The following is an 18,293-nucleotide window of genomic DNA, read 5'->3' as shown; positions in this document are numbered from 1 at the left end:
CTGTAGTCTGCGTAGTTGGGGATACTTATTAGCTATATTCCATCATTATGCGGTTTATTCTTAATAGATTTTATCCAAATATTTTCTTTTTTAAATCACCAAGGTCACGTCGATAATTGATATGCCCTCCATGGCAGGAGTGTAACTTTCCACTATTTCGCGATATTTGGTGGATAGCTTTGCATTTTCACGCCGTGTATCATTGATATTTTTTTCTATCTTTTTCGATTCCGAATCACAGCCAGCTAATGTGGAAAGTATTGTAATAAGAACGATCGTTTTCTTTCTATGATCCATAATAAAATCCTTATGCGGTCAAGACTATTGTAAAATTCTACTAATTCGGAAATGAGGCTTGCTTATTCAAATTAACAATTGATATTATCCCCATGGAAAATGTCCTAGTAGAACAATAATACTTAGTATTTTTTAGCTCTGTTCCGTTGCTATACAGATGATTTTTTATGGATTTTCCTTTTCTTTTTCTTTTTGTCTGGTGATATGGTAATAACTATTTCTTGGGAGATTTTTTGATGTTAGATATGCGCAAGCCAACACGGAAGCCTAAGCGTCCTTTTTTTTCTTCTGGTCCATGTGCAAAGCGTCCTGGGTGGTCTTTGGGTATTTTGGAAGGAGCCTTGCTTGGGCGTTCTCATCGTTGTGTTCTTGGCAAAGAAAGAATCAACAAGGCGATACAATTAACGCGTAAAGTTTTAGAAGTTCCAGAAAATTATCGTATTGCAATAGTTCCTGCTTCTGATACTGGTGCCGTTGAGATGGCATTGTGGTCTTTGCTTGGTTATCGAGGTGTTGATGTTCTGGCATGGGAAAGTTTTGGTCTTGGTTGGATGTCTGATATCCGTCAACTTTCTCTTCAGGATGTTCGAGAGTTTACGGCTCCCTATGGTTCACTTCCAGATTTTTCTAAGGTAGATTTTGACAGAGATGTGGTTTTTGTTTGGAATGGCACAACTTCAGGCGTTTGTGTTCCAGATGTAGGATTTATTCCAGAATCTCGAGAGGGATTAGTGATTTGTGATGCAACTTCGGCGGTTTTTGCGCGTCATATTGATTTTAACAAACTAGATGTTGTGACTTTTTCTGCTCAAAAAGTTTTGGGTGGAGAAGCGGGTTTTGGGATTATTATATTATCTCCGGCATCTGTTGAGCGCCTTGAAAAGTATGTTCCTTCTTGGCCATTGCCTAAGATTTTTCGTATGGTTAAAGGGGGGAGGGTTATGGAAGGGCTTTTTTGTGGAGAGACAATAAATACTCCTTCCTTATTATGTATTGAAGACTACATTGATGCGTTGCTTTGGCTGAAGAAAATGGGAGGTCTTTCTGCATGTGTTGAGCGTTGTAATGCGAATGCTGCTGTTTTGTTTCAGTTTATTCAGGAAAATGACTGGATAGAAAATTTAGCTGTTGATGAAACAACTCGTTCTAATACGTCTATTTGTATGAAAATTGTTGATTCCGATATTGCGTCTTTGGATATTAATTCTCAAAAATCTTTTTGTAAATCTATGCTTTCTTTTTTGGAAAAAGAAGAGATTGCTTATGATATTGGATCTTATCGTGATGCTCCTTTAGGTTTGCGTGTATGGGTTGGGGTAACTGTTGAAAAAGAAGATCTTTTGTTGCTATGTGACTGGTTGAGGTGGGTTTTTTATTTTCAGAAAATATCTTTTTTGCGGGCTATATCTTGAGTTGTGTTGATGAAACGAGAAAATCATCATGACAAACTAGGATTCTTGTGTCTGATGAGTTGTCAGTTAGTGCCATACAAATTTTCGTGATCGTGGTATACATGTTGACTTCCGTCCAGAAATCGGAAAGAACGCAGATGAAATGGTTCGCATTATAGGACACTATGATGGTCTTGCAGTGCGTTCTACCGCTAAAGTGACTCAAAGTTGCTGTCGCATGCTAAAAAAATGAAGGTAGTGGGCAGAGCGGGTATCGGGACAGATAATGTGGATTTGGTGGTTGCTTCGCGAGCGGGTATTGTAGTCATGAATACTCCTTTCGGCAATTCTATTACAACTGCTGAGCACGCTATTTCTTTAATGCTTGCCATTGCTCGACAGATTCCTGTTGCCAACGAATCAACTCATAAGGGTAAGTGGGAAAAATTCAATTTTATGGGAGTCGAGGCGGGGTAGGGAATATAGTTTCTTCTGTGTTCGTGCTATTGGGTTAAAGATGAGAGTTATTGCTTTTGACCCTTTTTTATCCTAGGAAGGCGCCAAAGAGATAGGGATTTCAAAGGTAGAATTAGAGGATCTTTCATCTCAATAAGATTTCATCAGTTTGCATGTACCTCTGACAAATAAAACAAAAAATATTTTAAATAAGGAAAATTTATCTAAAACGAAATCGGGTGTGTGTATTATTAATTGTGCACGTGGTGGATTGGTTGATGAAAATGCTTTGGCTGAGTTGCTTCAATCTGGTCATGTTGCTGAAGCTGGATTTGATGTGTTTGAAGTGGAGCCAGCGTTGCAAAATCCTCTATTTGGATTACCAAATGTTTTTTGTGCCCCATATTTAGGAGCATCGACAGTCGAATCACAGGAAAAGGTTGCTATTCAATTAGCGCATCAAATGTCTGATTATTTGATAGATGGTGTGGTTTCGAATGCATTAAATATGGCTATTATTTCTTTTGAAGAAGCGCCTCTTGTTAAGCCTTTTATGACATTGGCTGATCACCTTGGTTGTTTTATAGGGCAATTGATATCTGAATCAATTCAGGAAATTCAGATAATATATGATGGTTCCACTGCTGTTATGAATACGATGGTGCTTAATAGTGCTGTTTTGGCTGGAATAGTGCGTGTGTGGAGAGTGGGGGCAAATATTATTTCAGCTCCTATTATTATAAAAGAGAATGCAATCATACTTTCTACAATCAAGCGTGATAAGAGTGGGGTATGAGATGGATATATTGAACTGATAGTCAAGACAGTGAGTGCACCGTATTCGGTAGCGGGAACAGTGTTTTCTGATGGCAAACCAAGATTTATTAAAATTCAGGAGATTAATTTTGATGTAGATATAGGGCGTTTAATGATTTGCATTGTGAATGCGGATATTTTAGGGATAGTGGTTTTTGTTGGTAATATTTTAGGGGAATATGGAATCAATATTGCTCATTTTCATCTTGGACGCAGTCAATCAACAGAACATGCTATTTCGTTTCTTTGTATAGATGGATCGATTTTAAACAGTGTTTTGGAGAAGCTATCGGTTAATGTTACGATTCGTTTTGTTAAACAGTTTGAATTTAATGTTGATTGATTTTTCATAAATATGGTACAGGGATAGAGTCGTGTTGTGTGTAATGGAAAAACGAGATGGTTGTAAGTGAGGCTACGAGATTGAATAGCTTGGATCTTGACAAGAATCCAAAAGATATGCGGGTCGTTGTTGCTATGTCTGGAGGGGTTGATTCTTCTGTCGTCGCAGCTCTTCTCAAGCGTGATGGATATGATGTAATTGGAGTCACACTGCAGTTATATAATAGTAGGAAGGCGTCAAAGAGGAAGGGTTCTTGTTGTGCAGGGCAAGATGTGTATGACGCACGTCGTGTGTGTGATACGATCAATGTGTCGCATTATGTGTTTGATTACGAAGAACGTTTTCGTAACGCAGTTATTGTTCCTTTCGCGAGTTCGTATGCTGCTGGAGAAACCCCTTTGCCGTGCGTGGATTGTAATCGAACTGTTAAATTTTCGGACCTTCTTTCTGTAACGCGTCAATTAGGTGCAGATGTTTTGGCAACAGGTCATTACATACGTTCTCGTCTCTATGTTGGTGATGACGGAAAGCGTCGACGCATAATGTGTCGCCCAATGGATCTAGAGCGGGATCAGAGTTATTTCTTGTTCGCTACTACTCAGCAACAGTTATGTGACTTGCGTTTTCCTCTTGGAGATATGAAAAAAGAATCTGTGAGAGATTTGGCTAGAGAGATGGGTTTAGACATTGCAGATAAATCTGATAGTCAAGATATCTGTTTTGTTCAACAAGGAAAATATTTCGATGTGGTTAAAAGGATAAATGCTGGTATTGCTTTAGAGGGAGATATTGTACATTTGAATGGACAAATTCTAGGGCGTCACAATGGGATTATAAATTATACTATAGGACAAAGACGAGGTCTTGGGGTGGCGATGGGTGAGCCTCTTTTTGTGGTTTATCTTGACAAAAACAGTTCTCGAGTCATTGTTGGACCGAGAGAATCCTTAGAAGTCCACCGTATTTATTTGCGTGAAATAAATTGGTTAGGAGATGGGCTTTTCGAAGATGCGGTTGTTGATGGATTCAAATGTTTTGTTAAGATTCGTTCTTCTCAAGATCCGGTTCCTGTTTTTGTACAGAGAAATGATGATGGGGTATACGTAGATTTTGAAAAAAGTGAAGTTGGCGTTGCATCTGGTCAAGCATGTGTATTTTATACATCCGATTCGAATGAGGCTCGTGTTTTAGGAGGGGGAATCATTAGTGGTTCTAAGCGTTCGGATGCGGTCGAGGAGTCTTTGTTATCTGTAATAGGAGATGAATTTCCGTACAAAATGTAAGGGGGTTGTAGAGATATTGGTTAGTGATGCGTCATCATACTATACGGGGAATATGTTGCATCATTCGATTTTATAGAATATTGCTATTCATTGATGGCTTTATTATGTTGATCGCAATTTTTTTTCTTGGTAGGATGAAGCTTGATGGGGATAGGTCTTGGCGGAGTAGCTCAGTGGTTAGAGCAGAGGAATCATAATCCTTGTGTCGAGGGTTCAAATCCCTCCTTCGCTACCATTTGGGGCATTATATTTATTGAGATGGAGAGATAGGAGAGATTAATTCGATGGTGGAAAAACGATATGTTCGTAACAAGGAGAGTCTTGGTCTCAGTACTATAGGTCATGTTGATCATGGTAAGACGACGCTGACGGCGGCTATTACGAAGTACTATAGTGAAGAGAAGAAAGAATATGGCGATATTGATAGTGCTCCAGAAGAGAAATTACGGGGTATTACGATTGCGACTGCGCATGTTAGCTATGAGACGGATAAGCGGTTTTATAGTCACATTGACTGTCCTGGGCATGCTGATTATGTGAAGAATATGATTACTGGTGCGACGCAGGCTGATGGTGCTATACTTGTTTGTGCTGCAGAGGATGGTCCTAAGCCGCAGACGAGGGAACATATTCTTTTAGCGCGTCAAATAGGTATTTCGTCGATAGTTGTTTATATGAATAAGGTTGACGCTGTTGATGACGATGAATTATTGGATATTTCTGAATATGAGATTCGTGACCTTTTAAAGGAACATAAATATTCTGATGATACGCCTATTATTCGTGGTTCTGCTCTTTGTGCATTGCAGGGTACTAATAAGGAATTGGGTGAGGATTCTATTCATGCTTTGATGAAGGCTGTTGATACTCATATTCCTACTCCTCAGCGTTCTTTGGATGCTCCTTTTTTAATGCATATAGAGGGTTCTTGTGGGATTGAAGGGCGTGGTACTGTTGTTACTGGTTGTATCAAGCGTGGTAGGATTAAAGCTGGATCTGACGTTGAAATAATTGGTATGGGTGGTAAGAAGCTTAAGGTCAAGTGTACAGATGTGGAGATGTTTCGTAAGAAATTAGACGAAGCGATAGCGGGTGATAATGTAGGTTTGCTTCTTCGTGGAGTAAATCGTGCGGATGTTCCAAGGGGTAGGGTTGTTTGTGCTCCTGGTTCGATTCAAGAGTATTCTAGGTTTAGGGCGAGTGTTTATATTCTGACAGCTAGTGAAGGTGGTCGTACTACAGGATTTATGGATAATTATCGCCCACAGTTCTTTATGGATACGGCGGATGTTACGGGAAGGATCATTCTGAGTCCTGGATCTCAAGCGGTAATGCCTGGTGATAGGGTGGATTTAGAGGTAGAACTTATTTATCCAATTGCGATGGAGCCAAATCAGACTTTTTCTATGCGTGAAGGAGGAAAGACGGTAGGGGCTGGTTTGATTCTTGAAATTATAGAATAATACGTCTGTCCATATTAATAAGGAAATATATCGTTTATAGATAAGTTTTGAGAAAAGGAGTATAGCTCAGTGGTAGAGCGGCGGTCTCCAAAACCGCAGGTCGTGGGTTCGATCCCCTCTGCTCCTGCCAGAATTATTTCACGAAGAGGTTCTTGTGGTTTTTCTGATTCTTTGGTGTTTTTTTCTTGCTTTATACATCAAGGCGTGTTCTAAGATTGGAGAGTTTCTCCTTTGATGGGAGTTAATAGGTTGGCTGTGTTAAATTTTTTTAAGCAAGTTAGGGATGAGTCTAAGAAGATATTCTGGCCGTCTCGGAGTGAGGTTTTGGTTTCGGTTATTGTTGTAATAATTATGTTGTCCATATCTTCGGTGTTTTTTTTGGTAATTGATCAGTCAATAGGATGGCTGATGCATTTTATTTTGGGTATTGGTAGATAATTGTTGGGTAATGGTGATAAAATGACGCCTCGCTGGTATATAGTCCAAGTTTATTCTAACTGTGAAAAGAAGGCAGTTGAGTCAATTGGTGGAAGGTTGAGTAGGTCTGGATTAGATCACTTGGTCACCGAGATCACCATCCCCTCCGAGAGGGTGGTCAGTGTTCGCAAAGGGCGTAAAGTTAATTCTGAGCGTAGATTTTTCCCAGGATATGTGTTGATTAAGGCAGTTATGACTGATAAGGTTTATCACACTATCAAGGATACGCCAAAGGTTATAGGTTTTCTTGGAACAGGGGAAAATCCATCCCCAGTCACAGATTCCGAAATTGAGCATATCATGAATCAAGTTGAAGCAGCTGTCCAAAGGCCTGTATCGTCTGTTTTCTTCGAGGTTGGTGAGCGGGTTTGTGTCTCTGATGGTCCGTTTGCTTCTTTTAATGGTATTGTAAAGAATGTCGATGAAGAAAAATCTCGCGTTCATGTAGAAGTTGTGATTTTTGGTCGTGTCACACCAGTAGAGTTAGCATACAATCAAGTTGAGAAGATCGTATGATATTTTGATTTCGGTCATGAGTGGGCGTATTATTATTGCTTTTGTGTTTGTTTTATATAGTAGGTTGGTTGTTTTTTAGAAAGGCTAGGGATGGCTAAAGTAGTTTCTCGTATAGTTAAGTTGCAGATAGAGTCGGGTTCTGCAAAGCCTTCGCCGCCGGTTGGTCCTGCAATTGGACAGGCTGGTATTCCCATTATGGCGTTTTGTAAGGCGTTTAATGCGGCAACTGAGGGTATGGAAAAGGGTATTCCCATCCCAACTACTGTGACTTGTTATAAAGATAAGTCTTTTACTTTTACGATGAGTCAGCCACCTGTAAGCTTTTTTCTTAAAAAAGAGGTGGGGATTAAGTCGGGATCTAAACTTCCTGGTAAGGAGTCTTGCGGTTCGATTACTCGGGAAAATATTAGAAAAATTGCACAGTTAAAGATGCAAGATATGGGGGCTATTGATATTGAAGGGGCTATGCGTATGGTGGAAGGTTCGGCCTGTTCAATGGGTATAAGTGTGGTGGATTAATATGGTGTCTAAAATTTCGAAACGTATGCAGCAGATTTCTCAGGGGATTGATCGTTCAGCGTTATATGGGTTAAGTGATGCTGTGGTTATGCTTAAAGAGCGTGCTACGGCTAGGTTTGATGAAACAGTTGAGATAGCAATGAATCTAGGCATTGATCCTCGGCATGCTAATCAGATGGTTCGTGGCGTTGTTACTATGCCTAATGGCACGGGGGTAAATGTTCGCGTGGCGGTTTTTGCTACATCTTCGAAGGCGGATGAAGCTAGGGAAGCAGGGGCTGATATTGTTGGAGGAGAAGATCTTTTCGAAATTGTTAAAGGCGGGCAGATAGATTTTGACCGTTGTATTGCTACACCGGATATGATGCCTTTAGTTGGAAGGTTGGGTAGGATTTTAGGTCCTCGTGGTATTATGCCTAATTTGAGGGTTGGTACGGTGACAACAGATGTTGCTACTGCTGTTCGAGAGTCTAAGAGTGGTGCGGTTGATTTTCGTTCTGAAAAAGCAGGGATTATTCATGCGGGGATAGGTAAGGTTTCTTTCGAGAATAAAAAAATAGAGGAAAATGTTTTGGCTTTTGTTAGTGCTGTTGTAAAGGCGAAACCTTCTGTTGCGAAAGGTGATTACGTAAAGCGTGTTACTTTGTCATCGACTATGGGATGTGGTATAAAGGTTGACCTTTCGAGTTTCTCTGTTTAATACTCTTGTTTAGTTGTTTTTTGTGTGGATTCCTTTTTCGCTATCGGATCGCTTCTTTTTTGTAAGGGATGCGTTAGGATTTTTGTTCTTCTTCGAAATCAAGATATGAAAATATTTTCTTGGTATAGATATAGGAAAAGGAATGGGTATATTTGTCATCTGGAGATGAAAGTTGAATAGACAAGGAAAGAGCGTAGAAATTTCTGAATTAAGTAAGATTTTTTCTTCTTCTGGATCAATTGTTGTTGCACATTATAAGGGAATTAGTGTTGCGCAAATTAAAGATCTTCGGAAAAAGATGCGGGAAGCTGGTGGAGGTGTAAAAGTTGCCAAAAATCGTCTCGTCAAGATTGCTATCCGTGATACTAGTATTAGAGGAATATCTGATCTTTTCGTTGGGCAGTCTCTAATTGTCTATTCGGATAGTCCTGTTATTGCTCCTAAAATTTCGGTTAGCTTTTCAAATGACAATAATGAATTTAGAGTTCTTGGTGGGGTTGTAGAGAAGGGCGTCCTTAATCAAGATTCTATCAAGCAAATTGCTTCTTTACCCGATCTTGAGGGTATTCGAGCTGGTATCATAAGTGCTATCCAATCTAATGCAACTAGATTGGTTAGACTTCTTGGTACGCCACAGACTCAAGTTGTTCGTGCTATTTCTGCTTTTGTGGATAAAAATCAGCAAGGTTAGTTCTGTTCATCGTTAAAAACTAAGATAAAAACAAAGGAAATATGTGATATGTCCAATATTGAATCAATTGTTGAAAAATTGTCCTCTCTTACTCTTATTGAAGCTGCGGAACTTTCAAAAAGATTAGAAAAGGAATGGGGTGTTTCTGCTTCTGCGCCCGTTTCCGTTGTTGCGCCTGTTGCTGCAGAGGCGGGTTCTGCTGCATCTGAAAAGACTGAATTTGAAGTAGTATTGAAAGGTTTTGATGATCCTAAGAAAAAAATAGCTGTCATCAAAGAGGTGCGCGCAATTACTGATTTAGGGCTTAAAGAGGCTAAGGAGCTTGTAGAAAGTGCTCCTAAGAGCTTAAAAACAGGGCTTAGTAAAGATGAGGCTAATGAAATGAAGAAGAAACTTGAAGATGCTGGTGCAACCGTAGAATTACGCTAGTTTATGGTATGATTGAGTTTTAAAGGCTCCTTTACAAAGGGGCTTCGTTTTTAGGAAAAAAATTTATTTTCCTGCTTTGTATTTTGTCACGAATTTGTTATGAGGAGAAACGATGGCAAAAGGCGTTGTGTTCAATGGTCTCGGGCGTGTGCGCAAGTTTTTTGGAAAAAATCCTGAGATAATTGACATACCTGATCTCATTGAAGTTCAGAAGGCATCTTATGATCATTTTTTGATGATGAACATTGCTCCCGATGAGCGTCCTAATGAAGGTTTACAGGCTGCTTTTAAGTCTGTTTTTCCTATTACGGCTTTTTCTGGGGCTGCGATGCTTGAATTTGTATCTTATGAATTTGATCCCCCAAAGTTTGATGTAGATGATTGTTTATGGCGTGATTTGACGTATGCCGTACCATTGAAGATAACTCTGCGTTTGATCGTATTTGATGTAGATGAGTTCACTGGAGCTAAGTCTATCAAAGATATAAAAGAGCAAAGTATTTATATGGGCGATCTTCCTCTTATGACTAAAGACGGAACTTTCGTTATTAAGGGTATTCAGCGTATAGTTGTTTCCCAGTTACATCGTTCTCCTGGTATACATTTTGATCATGATAAAGGAAGAGCTAGTTTATCGGGCAAGCTTTTATATGCTTGCCGTATTATTCCTGATCAAGGTTTATGGATGGACATAGAATTTGATTCTAAGGATATCATTCATGTACGCATAGATAGACGTCGCAAGGTTCCTGTGACGTCTTTTTTGATGGCTTTAGGAATGGATTCTGAAGAGATCCTATCCACTTTTTATCCTAAAATCGTCTATTCACAAAGAGGTGATTTTTGGTGTTTTCCGTTGTCCGCTGCCGATTTGATGGTTGGTGCCAAGGTATCTTCTTCCCTAGTTGATATCGATACGGGTGAGCAAGTTATTGAAAGCGGAAAGAAATTAACTTCAGGCTTATTAAAAAGTCTGAAAGAAAAAGGAGTAAAGTTCTTAGGAATTACATCGGATTGTTTATGCGGTTTGTATGTAGCAGAAGATATTGTCAATGGCGAAACTGGTGAGATATATATTGAAGCTGGTGATGTTATTGATGAGAAGAGTTTAGAGGAAATTTTTCACAGTGAGATCAGGGATATACCTATCCTTTATGTCGATTCTGTGAATAATAATGCTTATATTCGCAATACCTTAGTAACAGATAAAAATAAAGATCGTAAAGATGCCCTTTTAGATATTTATCGTGTTATGCGTCCGGGAGATGTTTCTACTTTTTCTGTTGCAGAATCAATGTTTAATTTTCTTTTCTTTGATTCTGATAAGTATGATCTTTCGACTGTTGGTCGTGTCAAGATGAATATGCGTTTGAATCTGGATACGCCTGATGATGTACGTCATATCAGAAAAGAAGATATTATTGCTATTATCAAGATATTGGTTGATTTGCGTAATGGTAAAGGGACAATTGATGACATCGATAATTTAGGAAATCGTCGAGTTCGTTCTGTTGGGGAGATGTTGAAGAATCAGTATCGTCTTGGGTTATTGCGTATGGAGCGTTCTATTAAGGAACGCATTTCATCAGTTGATATTGATTCAGTGATGCCTCAAGATCTTATTAATGCCAAACCTGTTGTGTCTGCTGTTTGTGAATTTTTCTGTTCCTCGCAGCTTTCTCAACTTGAAGAACATGTGAACTCTCTTTCGCGTATTACACACACACGTCGTTTATCGGCTCTTGGTCAAGGAGGGGTAGCGAGAGCGAGGGCAGGGGTGGAAATGCGTGATGTGCATCCAACGCATTATGGGCGTATCTGTCCTGCTGAAACATCAGAAGGTCACAATATAGGATTAGTTAGTTCTCTTACGTCGTTTGCGCGTGTTAATGCATATGGTTTTATTGAAACCCCATATCGTAAAGTTTGTGATGGTAAGGTTACAAATGATGTTGTCTATCTTTCTGCGATGGAAGAAGAAAATCGTTATATTGCACAAGCTAATTCGTCTCTTGATGAGGATGGTTCGTTTACGGAAGAGTTAGTCTTTTGTCGTTGTGCAGGAGAAGAAATTCTTGTGCCTCGGGAAAAAATTGATTTCATAGACGCCTCGCCTAAGCAAGTGGTTTCAATAGCGGCTTCTCTCATTCCGTTCTTAGAGAATGACGATTCCAATCGTGTCCTTATGGGCTGTAATATGCAACGTCAAGCAGTTCCTTTATTAAAGGCTGAAGCCCCTTTTGTCGGTACCGGTATGGAATCGGTCGTTGCTAAAAGTTCAGGGGCTGCTATTGTTGCAAAGCGTGCTGGAATCGTAGAACAGGTTGATGCGATACGTATAGTGATTCGTTCGGTGGAAGGAGATCTAGATCCTTCTACATCCGGAGTTGATATTTATCGGTTGATGAAATTTCAGCGTTCTAATCAAAATACTTGTGTCAACCAGCGTCCATTGGTGAAAGTTGGTGATGAGGTTCGCAGAAATGATATTATAGCAGACGGTCCATCTACAGATTTAGGAGATCTGGCTCTTGGTCGTAATATGCTCGTCGCTTTTATGCCTTGGCATGGGTATAACTTTGAAGATTCTATGTTGATATCTGAGCGTATGGTTTCTGAAGATGTGTTCACTTCTATTCATATAGAAGAATTTGAGGTGATGGCACGTGATACTAAGTTAGGACCAGAAGAAATCACTCGTGATATACCCAATGTTTCGGAAGAGGGATTAAAGAATATTGACGAATGTGGAATCATCTGTGTTGGAGCTGAAGTTAATCCTGGTGATATTTTAGTAGGAAAAATAACTCCTAAGGGTGAGAGTCCTATGACACCTGAAGAAAAACTTCTGCGAGCTATTTTTGGTGAAAAAGCTGTAGACGTGCGTGATACATCCTTGCGTGTGCCTTCTGGGGTTTCTGGTACAGTTGTCGACGTTCGTATTTTTAATCGTCATGGTATTGATAAGAACGAACGTTCTATATCTGTTGAGCGAGAACAAATTGAGCTCCTTGCTCGAGATAAGGATGACGAACAAGTAATTCTAGATCGTAATATTTATAGCCGTTTGATGGAAATTTTATGTGGTCAGAATGCAGTATCTGGCCCTAAGGGTTTTAAGAAATCTACAGTTCTTTCCAGTGATTTGATTTCAGAATATCCCCGTTCTCAATGGTGGCAGTTCGCTGTTCAAGATGAGAAAGTACAGCGAAATGTTGAATCCTTAAAAGTTCAATATGAAACTTCTAAATCGATTCTTGAAGATCGTTTCAAAAATAAGATTGAGAAGATTCAATGGGGGGATGATATGCCTCCTGGAGTCTTAAGAGTGGTTAAGGTCTTTGTTGCTATGAAGCGTCCAATTCAGTCAGGGGATAAAATGGCTGGACGTCATGGTAATAAGGGAATTGTTTCTCGCATATTGCCTTGTGAGGATATGCCTTTTCTTAAGGATGGTACTCCTGTAGATATCGTTCTCAACCCATTGGGCGTTCCTTCTCGTATGAATGTTGGGCAGATTTTTGAGACGCATCTTGGATGGGCATGTGTTGGTCTTGGAAAGAAGATTAAAAGTCTTATTAACGATTATAAGGCCAATGGTGATATCAGTCCGTTACGTAGTTTTCTAGAAAAAGTGATAGGAACAGGATCTCATACTGAGAAGATATCGGATTATGATGATGATTCTGTCTTACGTGTAGCAGAACAGTGGAAATCAGGTGTACCTGTTTCAACGCCTGTTTTTGATGGGGCTGATGAAGAAGCTATTAATTCTATGCTTCGTATGGCTGATTTGGATGAGAGCGGGCAATCTATTCTTTATGATGGTCTTACCGGTGAACCATTTGATCGGCCTGTTACTGTTGGGTATATCTACATGTTGAAGCTTAATCATATGGTTTCGGATAAAGTTTATGCTCGTTCTACAGGTAGTTACTCTCTTGTTACACAACAGCCTTTAGGTGGAAAATCTAATAGAGGTGGTCAGCGTTTAGGGGAGATGGAAGTATGGTGTATACAGGCTTATGGTGCTGCCTACGTTTTACAAGAAATGCTTACCATTAAGTCTGATGATGTCGTGGGTCGTACCAGAGTGTATGAGTCTATTGTTGCAGGGAATGATACCTTTGAAACTGGTACACCTGAGAGTTTTAATGTTCTAGTTAAGGAAATGCAAGCTTTGGGCTTAAGTATTGATTTAGAAAATTCACGCACGAAAAATAGTGCGAAAATGGAAGAAATTCCTGATTTTAATAAATGTGAATTAAAGTAATAAACAAGAAAGAATTTTTTCTTTTTTGGAGATATTTTACCTGTGAATGGGAGAGATAAAATATGCAACAAGAGGTCATGAGATTTTTTAATCCGTGGACAGATGATAGAGGATTTGATTCAGTCAGGATCTCAATTGCCTCTCCAGCTAAGATTGCGTCTTTGTCTTATGGTGAGATAAAAAAGCCTGAAACAATTAACTACCGTACCTTCAAGCCAGAAAGAGATGGTTTGTTTTGTGCTCGTATTTTTGGACCTATTAAAGATTACGAATGTATATGCGGCAAATATAAACGTATGAAGTATAAGGGGATTATTTGTGAAAAATGTGGTGTTGAGGTAACACTATCCTCTGTTCGCCGAGATCGTATGGCTCACATCGATTTGGCTTCTCCCGTTGCTCATCCTTGGTTTCTTAAGTCTTTGCCATCTCGTATATCGACGTTGCTTGGGATGAGTTTAAGGGATGTAGAACGTGTGTTATATTTCGAGAGTTATGTCGTCGTTGATCCTGGTTTGTCTTCGCTAGAAAAATATCAGATTTTAACAGAAGAAGAGTATGTCGAAGCAGTAAGCCAGTTTGGTCAGGATCAGTTCATTGCTATGATGGGGGCTGACGCGATATATGAATTATTAATTGCATTGGATCTTCAGAATCTGGCTCTTACTTTGCGTGATCAATTGAGTAAATCTTCTTCTATTTTTAGAAGAAAAAAGATAATAAAACGTCTTAAAATTGTTGATAGTTTTATAACTTCAGGTAATAATCCTGGATGGATGATTATAAGGAAGCTTCCCGTTCTTCCTCCAGATTTGAGACCATTGGTAGCTCTTGATTTTGGGAGATTTGCCGCTTCTGATTTGAATGATTTATACCGCCGAGTTATTGGTCGGAATAATCGCTTGATGAGATTGAAGAGTTTGCATGCTCCAGAAATTATTATTCGTAATGAAAAGAGAATGCTTCAAGAATCTGTTGATGCTCTATTTGATAATGGACGTCATAAGCGTGTGGTCACTGGTGCGAATAGACGGCCTTTGAAGTCTCTATCTGATATGTTAAAAGGTAAACAGGGGCGCTTTAGAACGAATCTTCTGGGGAAAAGAGTCGATTATTCTGGACGTAGTGTTATTGTTGCGGGTCCAGAGTTGCAATTGCACCAATGTGGTCTCCCTAAATTAATGGCGCTTGAATTGTTCAAACCCTTTTTATATGCACAGTTAGAAAAAAAAGGATATGTTTCTACTGTTAAGCAGGCCAAGAAGTTTGTTGAAAAAGAAAGGCCAGAAGTTTGGGATGTGCTAGCGGAAGTAGTCCATCAGCATGTTGTATTGCTTAATCGTGCTCCGAGTTTGCATCGTTTAAGTATGCAGGCTTTTGAACCTAAAATTATAAGTGGAAAAGCTATTCAACTCCATCCTTTAGTATGTGCTGGATATAATGCTGACTTTGATGGAGATCAAATGGCTGTCTATGCTGTGATTTCTCCTGAAGCACAGTTGGAAGCACGTGTGTTGATGTTGTCCACAAATAATCTTCTACATCCCGCAAGTGGGGCACCAGTTACAGTGCCTTCGCAAGATATGGTATTAGGACTTTGTTACTTATCTACTGTTCATGAAGGTGATCCAGGCGAAGGGATGCTCTTTGCTGATATGGGTGAGGTGTATCATGCGCTTGAAAATAAAATAGTTACTTTGCATTCTAAAATCCGTGGAAGGTATAAGAGTGTTGATAAAGATGGAAATTCAATTTCGAAGATTTATGATACGACTCCAGGGCGCATGATTATAGGTGAAATATTACCTCGTCATCACGAAATTTCGTTTGATATTTGTAATCAGGAGATGATTAAGAAGAATATTTCCGCTATGGTGGATACGATTTATCGCCATTGTGGACAGAAAAGTACAGTTGCTTTTTGTGATGATCTTATGCGTTTGGGATTCCGTTATGCTTGTTCTTCTGGAATTTCCTTCGGTAAAGATGATATAATTGTTCCTGAATCGAAGGAAAAAATTATTGCTGAAGCCGATAAGATGGTGAAAGAATATGAGAATCAGTATAATGATGGGTTGATTACGCGTGGGGAAAAATATAATAAAGTTGTTGATTTATGGGGAAAGACTACTGATAAAGTCACTGAAGAGATGATGGCACGTATTAAACGAGTTGAATTTGATCCAGAGACTGGACGTCAAAAAAAGATGAACTCTATATTCATGATGTCTCATTCTGGTGCTCGTGGTTCTATACATCAAATGCGTCAGCTTGGTGGAATGAGAGGTTTGATAGCGAAGCCATCTGGGGAAATTATTGAATCACCGATTCGTTCTCATTTTAAAGGTGGTCTTTGTGGATTTGAATTCTTCCAATCTTGTGTTGGTGGTCGTAAAGGATTGCTTGATGTTGTGATGAGAACTGCTAGTTCTGGTTACTTAAGTCGTAGACTTGTAGATGTTGCGCAGAATTGCGTTGTCAATCAAGTTGATTGCAATACAAAAAAGGGTTTGACTATTACGCACATAGTAGATTCTGGACAAGTGGTTTATTCCCTTGGAAGTCGAGTCCTAGGACGTACGGCTCTTGATGATATTATTAATCCATTGACAAATGAATGCATTGTGAAGGCTGGGCAACTAATACTTGAATCACATGTTAATGAAATTGAAAAATGTGGTATTCGTTCTGTAAGGATTCGTTCTGCGTTGACTTGTGAATCTAGTAGGGGAGTTTGTGTGCTTTGTTATGGTCGTGATCTTGCTCGAGGATCGCTTGTTAACGTAGGTGAAGCTGTTGGTGTAATTGCTGCTCAATCGATTGGTGAGCCCGGAACACAGTTGACGATGCGTACTTTCCACCTCGGAGGTGCTGTAACAGTTATGGATCGGTCTTTCATTGAGTCTCCATGTGACGGAATAGTTAAGATCAAAAATCGTAATGTTTGTCGTAATTCTACAAATGATCTCATTTCTATGGGGCGTAATACGACACTTCAAATTTTAGATATGTCAGGACAAGAGCAATATTCACATCGCATCATGTATGGTGCTAAATTATTTGTTGATGATGGTGGTGTAATAGAGTGTGGACAACGTATTTCCGAATGGGATCCCCATACTTTTCCAATTATAACCGAGGTTTCTGGAACAGTGGGTTTCGAAGATCTTGTAGATGGTATTTCTGTAATAGAAAGCATTGGCGAGTCTACGGGTATTGCTAAACGGAAAGTTATCGATTGGCGGTTTGCTAGTCGAAGTCAAAACTTAAAACCTGCGATCGTTGTTACAGATGAAAATGGTGTTGTATTAAAATCTGCTCGTGGAACAGATGCTCGCTGGTTCTTGCCAGTAGATGCGCTTCTTTCAGTATCTCCTGGACAAAAAGTTTCGACAGGGGATGTTCTAGCTCGTTTGCCAATATCTAGTGCTAAGACAAAGGATATTACGAGTGGGTTGCCGCGGGTTGCTGAGCTTTTTGAAGCTCGTCGTCCCAAAAATCATGCTATATTAGCAGAGATTAGTGGAACTATTAGAATAAAAAGAAATTATAAGAATAAGTCTCGCGTGGTAATTGAACCTTTCGAAGATGGTGTTGAGCCTGCTGAATACTTTATTCCAAAAAATAAACATTTCTATCTGCAAGATGGAGATCATGTTGAAAAAGGTGATTATATCCTTGATGGGAATCCTGTCCCACAAGATATTTTGAGAATTAAGGGTGTGGAGGCGTTGGCATCTTATCTTATTAATGAGGTACAAGAAGTTTATCGTCTTGAGGGTGTTGCAATCAATCATAAGCACATAGAAGTTGTTGTTCGTCATATGTTGCAAAAGGTTGAAATTACTGATCCCGCTGATACCGAGTATATATTAGGGGATAATGTTGATCGCATTGAAGTAGAAGAGTTGAATAGGAGTCTTGCGCAACAAGGGAAAAAATTGGTTTCTTTCTCTCCTATCCTTCAAGGTATTACAAAAGCTTCTCTACAGACTAAGTCTTTTATATCAGCGGCTTCTTTTCAGGAAACAACGAAAGTTCTTACTGAAGCAGCTATCGCTGGTAAAGTTGATACTTTAGATGGGTTTAAAGAAAATGTTATTGTAGGTCGTAGTATTCCTGCTGGAACAGGGGCTATTTTACATGAGAAACGACGTGTTGCTATGAATAGAGACCAGATGATTCTAAAAGAAAGATCTAATTTTTCGCAGAATGAAGATTTGAAAAATACGGCTATTCAGGGGAGTATAGCGGAGTAATCAAGATATGGTTTTGTTTATTTGATAATGTTTAGTTGTCTATTTTCTACCGTAATTAAAATTTAAAACCGATATTATTTTTCCGCATTGTAAAGATATGATGACGATGCAAGGTCGTCATCAATATTGTCATTTTCATTAAGTGATAAAGCTGTAGTATATTTTTCAAGTAAAGTGCTACTTATTAGTCTGCGAATAATTTAATATATTGACGCTATGTAGTATTTTTAGGCACTATCAATGTTTTATGATGTCGCTAAAGATATATTAAATCATATGGAAGATAATTATTTAAAGGAATCGTATATATATTTTTTTGATATTTTTCTCATATACCATGATGAATATTTTTTACATGAAATTTTTTTATACTAATTATG

The 18,293-nt window shown here is 39.1% G+C and carries 12 protein-coding genes, 2 tRNA genes and 1 pseudogene; 14 read left to right on the top strand and 1 reads right to left on the bottom strand.

Features of this window, described 5'->3' with window-relative positions; all coding sequences use genetic code 11:
- Nucleotides 1-90 precede the first annotated feature (90 nt).
- Nucleotides 91-297 (bottom strand): CLas0185 family SEC-dependent effector, encoded by a 207-nt coding sequence (locus tag CD16_RS00140; RefSeq protein WP_012778374.1) that lies wholly within the window; start codon nt 295-297, stop codon nt 91-93.
- Between the two features lie 236 nt (nt 298-533).
- Here CD16_RS00140 and CD16_RS00135 point away from each other — a divergent pair, with 236 nt between their 5' ends.
- From CD16_RS00135 to rpoC, 14 genes and pseudogenes are all read left to right on the top strand, one after another.
- Entirely contained in the window at nt 534-1,709 is a 1,176-nt protein-coding gene (locus CD16_RS00135) for a phosphoserine transaminase (RefSeq protein ID WP_012778373.1), read from the top strand.
- A 41-nt stretch (nt 1,710-1,750) separates the two neighbouring features.
- Nucleotides 1,751-3,303, top strand: a pseudogene (gene serA / locus CD16_RS05680) (phosphoglycerate dehydrogenase).
- An 80-nt stretch (nt 3,304-3,383) separates the two neighbouring features.
- Nucleotides 3,384-4,586, top strand: a complete 1,203-nt coding sequence (mnmA, locus tag CD16_RS00115) for a tRNA 2-thiouridine(34) synthase MnmA (RefSeq protein WP_171816665.1) — start codon at nt 3,384-3,386, stop codon at nt 4,584-4,586.
- A 159-nt stretch (nt 4,587-4,745) separates the two neighbouring features.
- Nucleotides 4,746-4,821: transfer RNA gene (locus tag CD16_RS00110), tRNA-Met, on the top strand.
- Between the two features lie 49 nt (nt 4,822-4,870).
- Nucleotides 4,871-6,049: an elongation factor Tu gene (gene tuf, locus CD16_RS00105; RefSeq protein ID WP_012778370.1), complete on the top strand. Its 1,179-nt coding sequence runs from the start codon at nt 4,871-4,873 to the stop codon at nt 6,047-6,049.
- Nucleotides 6,050-6,104: 55 nt separating this feature from the next.
- Nucleotides 6,105-6,179 (top strand) — tRNA-Trp (locus CD16_RS00100).
- Nucleotides 6,180-6,283: 104 nt separating this feature from the next.
- Nucleotides 6,284-6,487 (top strand): preprotein translocase subunit SecE, encoded by a 204-nt coding sequence (gene secE / locus CD16_RS00095; RefSeq protein WP_012778369.1) that lies wholly within the window; start codon nt 6,284-6,286, stop codon nt 6,485-6,487.
- Between the two features lie 21 nt (nt 6,488-6,508).
- Nucleotides 6,509-7,042, top strand: coding sequence for a transcription termination/antitermination protein NusG (gene nusG / locus CD16_RS00090; RefSeq protein ID WP_012778368.1), 534 nt, complete (start codon nt 6,509-6,511; stop codon nt 7,040-7,042).
- Nucleotides 7,043-7,132: 90 nt separating this feature from the next.
- Nucleotides 7,133-7,561 (top strand): 50S ribosomal protein L11, encoded by a 429-nt coding sequence (gene rplK / locus CD16_RS00085; RefSeq protein ID WP_012778367.1) that lies wholly within the window; start codon nt 7,133-7,135, stop codon nt 7,559-7,561.
- A gap of 4 nt (nt 7,562-7,565) precedes the next feature.
- Nucleotides 7,566-8,261, top strand: coding sequence for a 50S ribosomal protein L1 (gene rplA / locus CD16_RS00080; RefSeq protein WP_015452314.1), 696 nt, complete (start codon nt 7,566-7,568; stop codon nt 8,259-8,261).
- 172 nt (nt 8,262-8,433) lie between these two features.
- Nucleotides 8,434-8,952, top strand: coding sequence for a 50S ribosomal protein L10 (gene rplJ, locus CD16_RS00075; protein ID WP_012778365.1), 519 nt, complete (start codon nt 8,434-8,436; stop codon nt 8,950-8,952).
- 48 nt (nt 8,953-9,000) lie between these two features.
- On the top strand, nt 9,001-9,381 hold the full coding sequence (gene rplL, locus CD16_RS00070; RefSeq protein ID WP_012778364.1) for a 50S ribosomal protein L7/L12: 381 nt from the start codon (nt 9,001-9,003) through the stop codon (nt 9,379-9,381).
- 112 nt (nt 9,382-9,493) lie between these two features.
- Entirely contained in the window at nt 9,494-13,654 is a 4,161-nt protein-coding gene (gene rpoB / locus CD16_RS00065) for a DNA-directed RNA polymerase subunit beta (RefSeq protein WP_012778363.1), read from the top strand.
- A 62-nt stretch (nt 13,655-13,716) separates the two neighbouring features.
- Nucleotides 13,717-17,913 (top strand): DNA-directed RNA polymerase subunit beta', encoded by a 4,197-nt coding sequence (rpoC, locus tag CD16_RS00060; protein WP_012778362.1) that lies wholly within the window; start codon nt 13,717-13,719, stop codon nt 17,911-17,913.
- Nucleotides 17,914-18,293 lie beyond the last annotated feature (380 nt).

The sequence above is a fragment of the Candidatus Liberibacter asiaticus genome (genome assembly GCF_000590865.3).
Lineage (GTDB): Bacteria > Pseudomonadota > Alphaproteobacteria > Rhizobiales > Rhizobiaceae > Liberibacter > Liberibacter asiaticus.
Note: the sequence above shows the minus strand (reverse complement) of the source record. Positions and strands in the feature narration are given on the sequence as shown.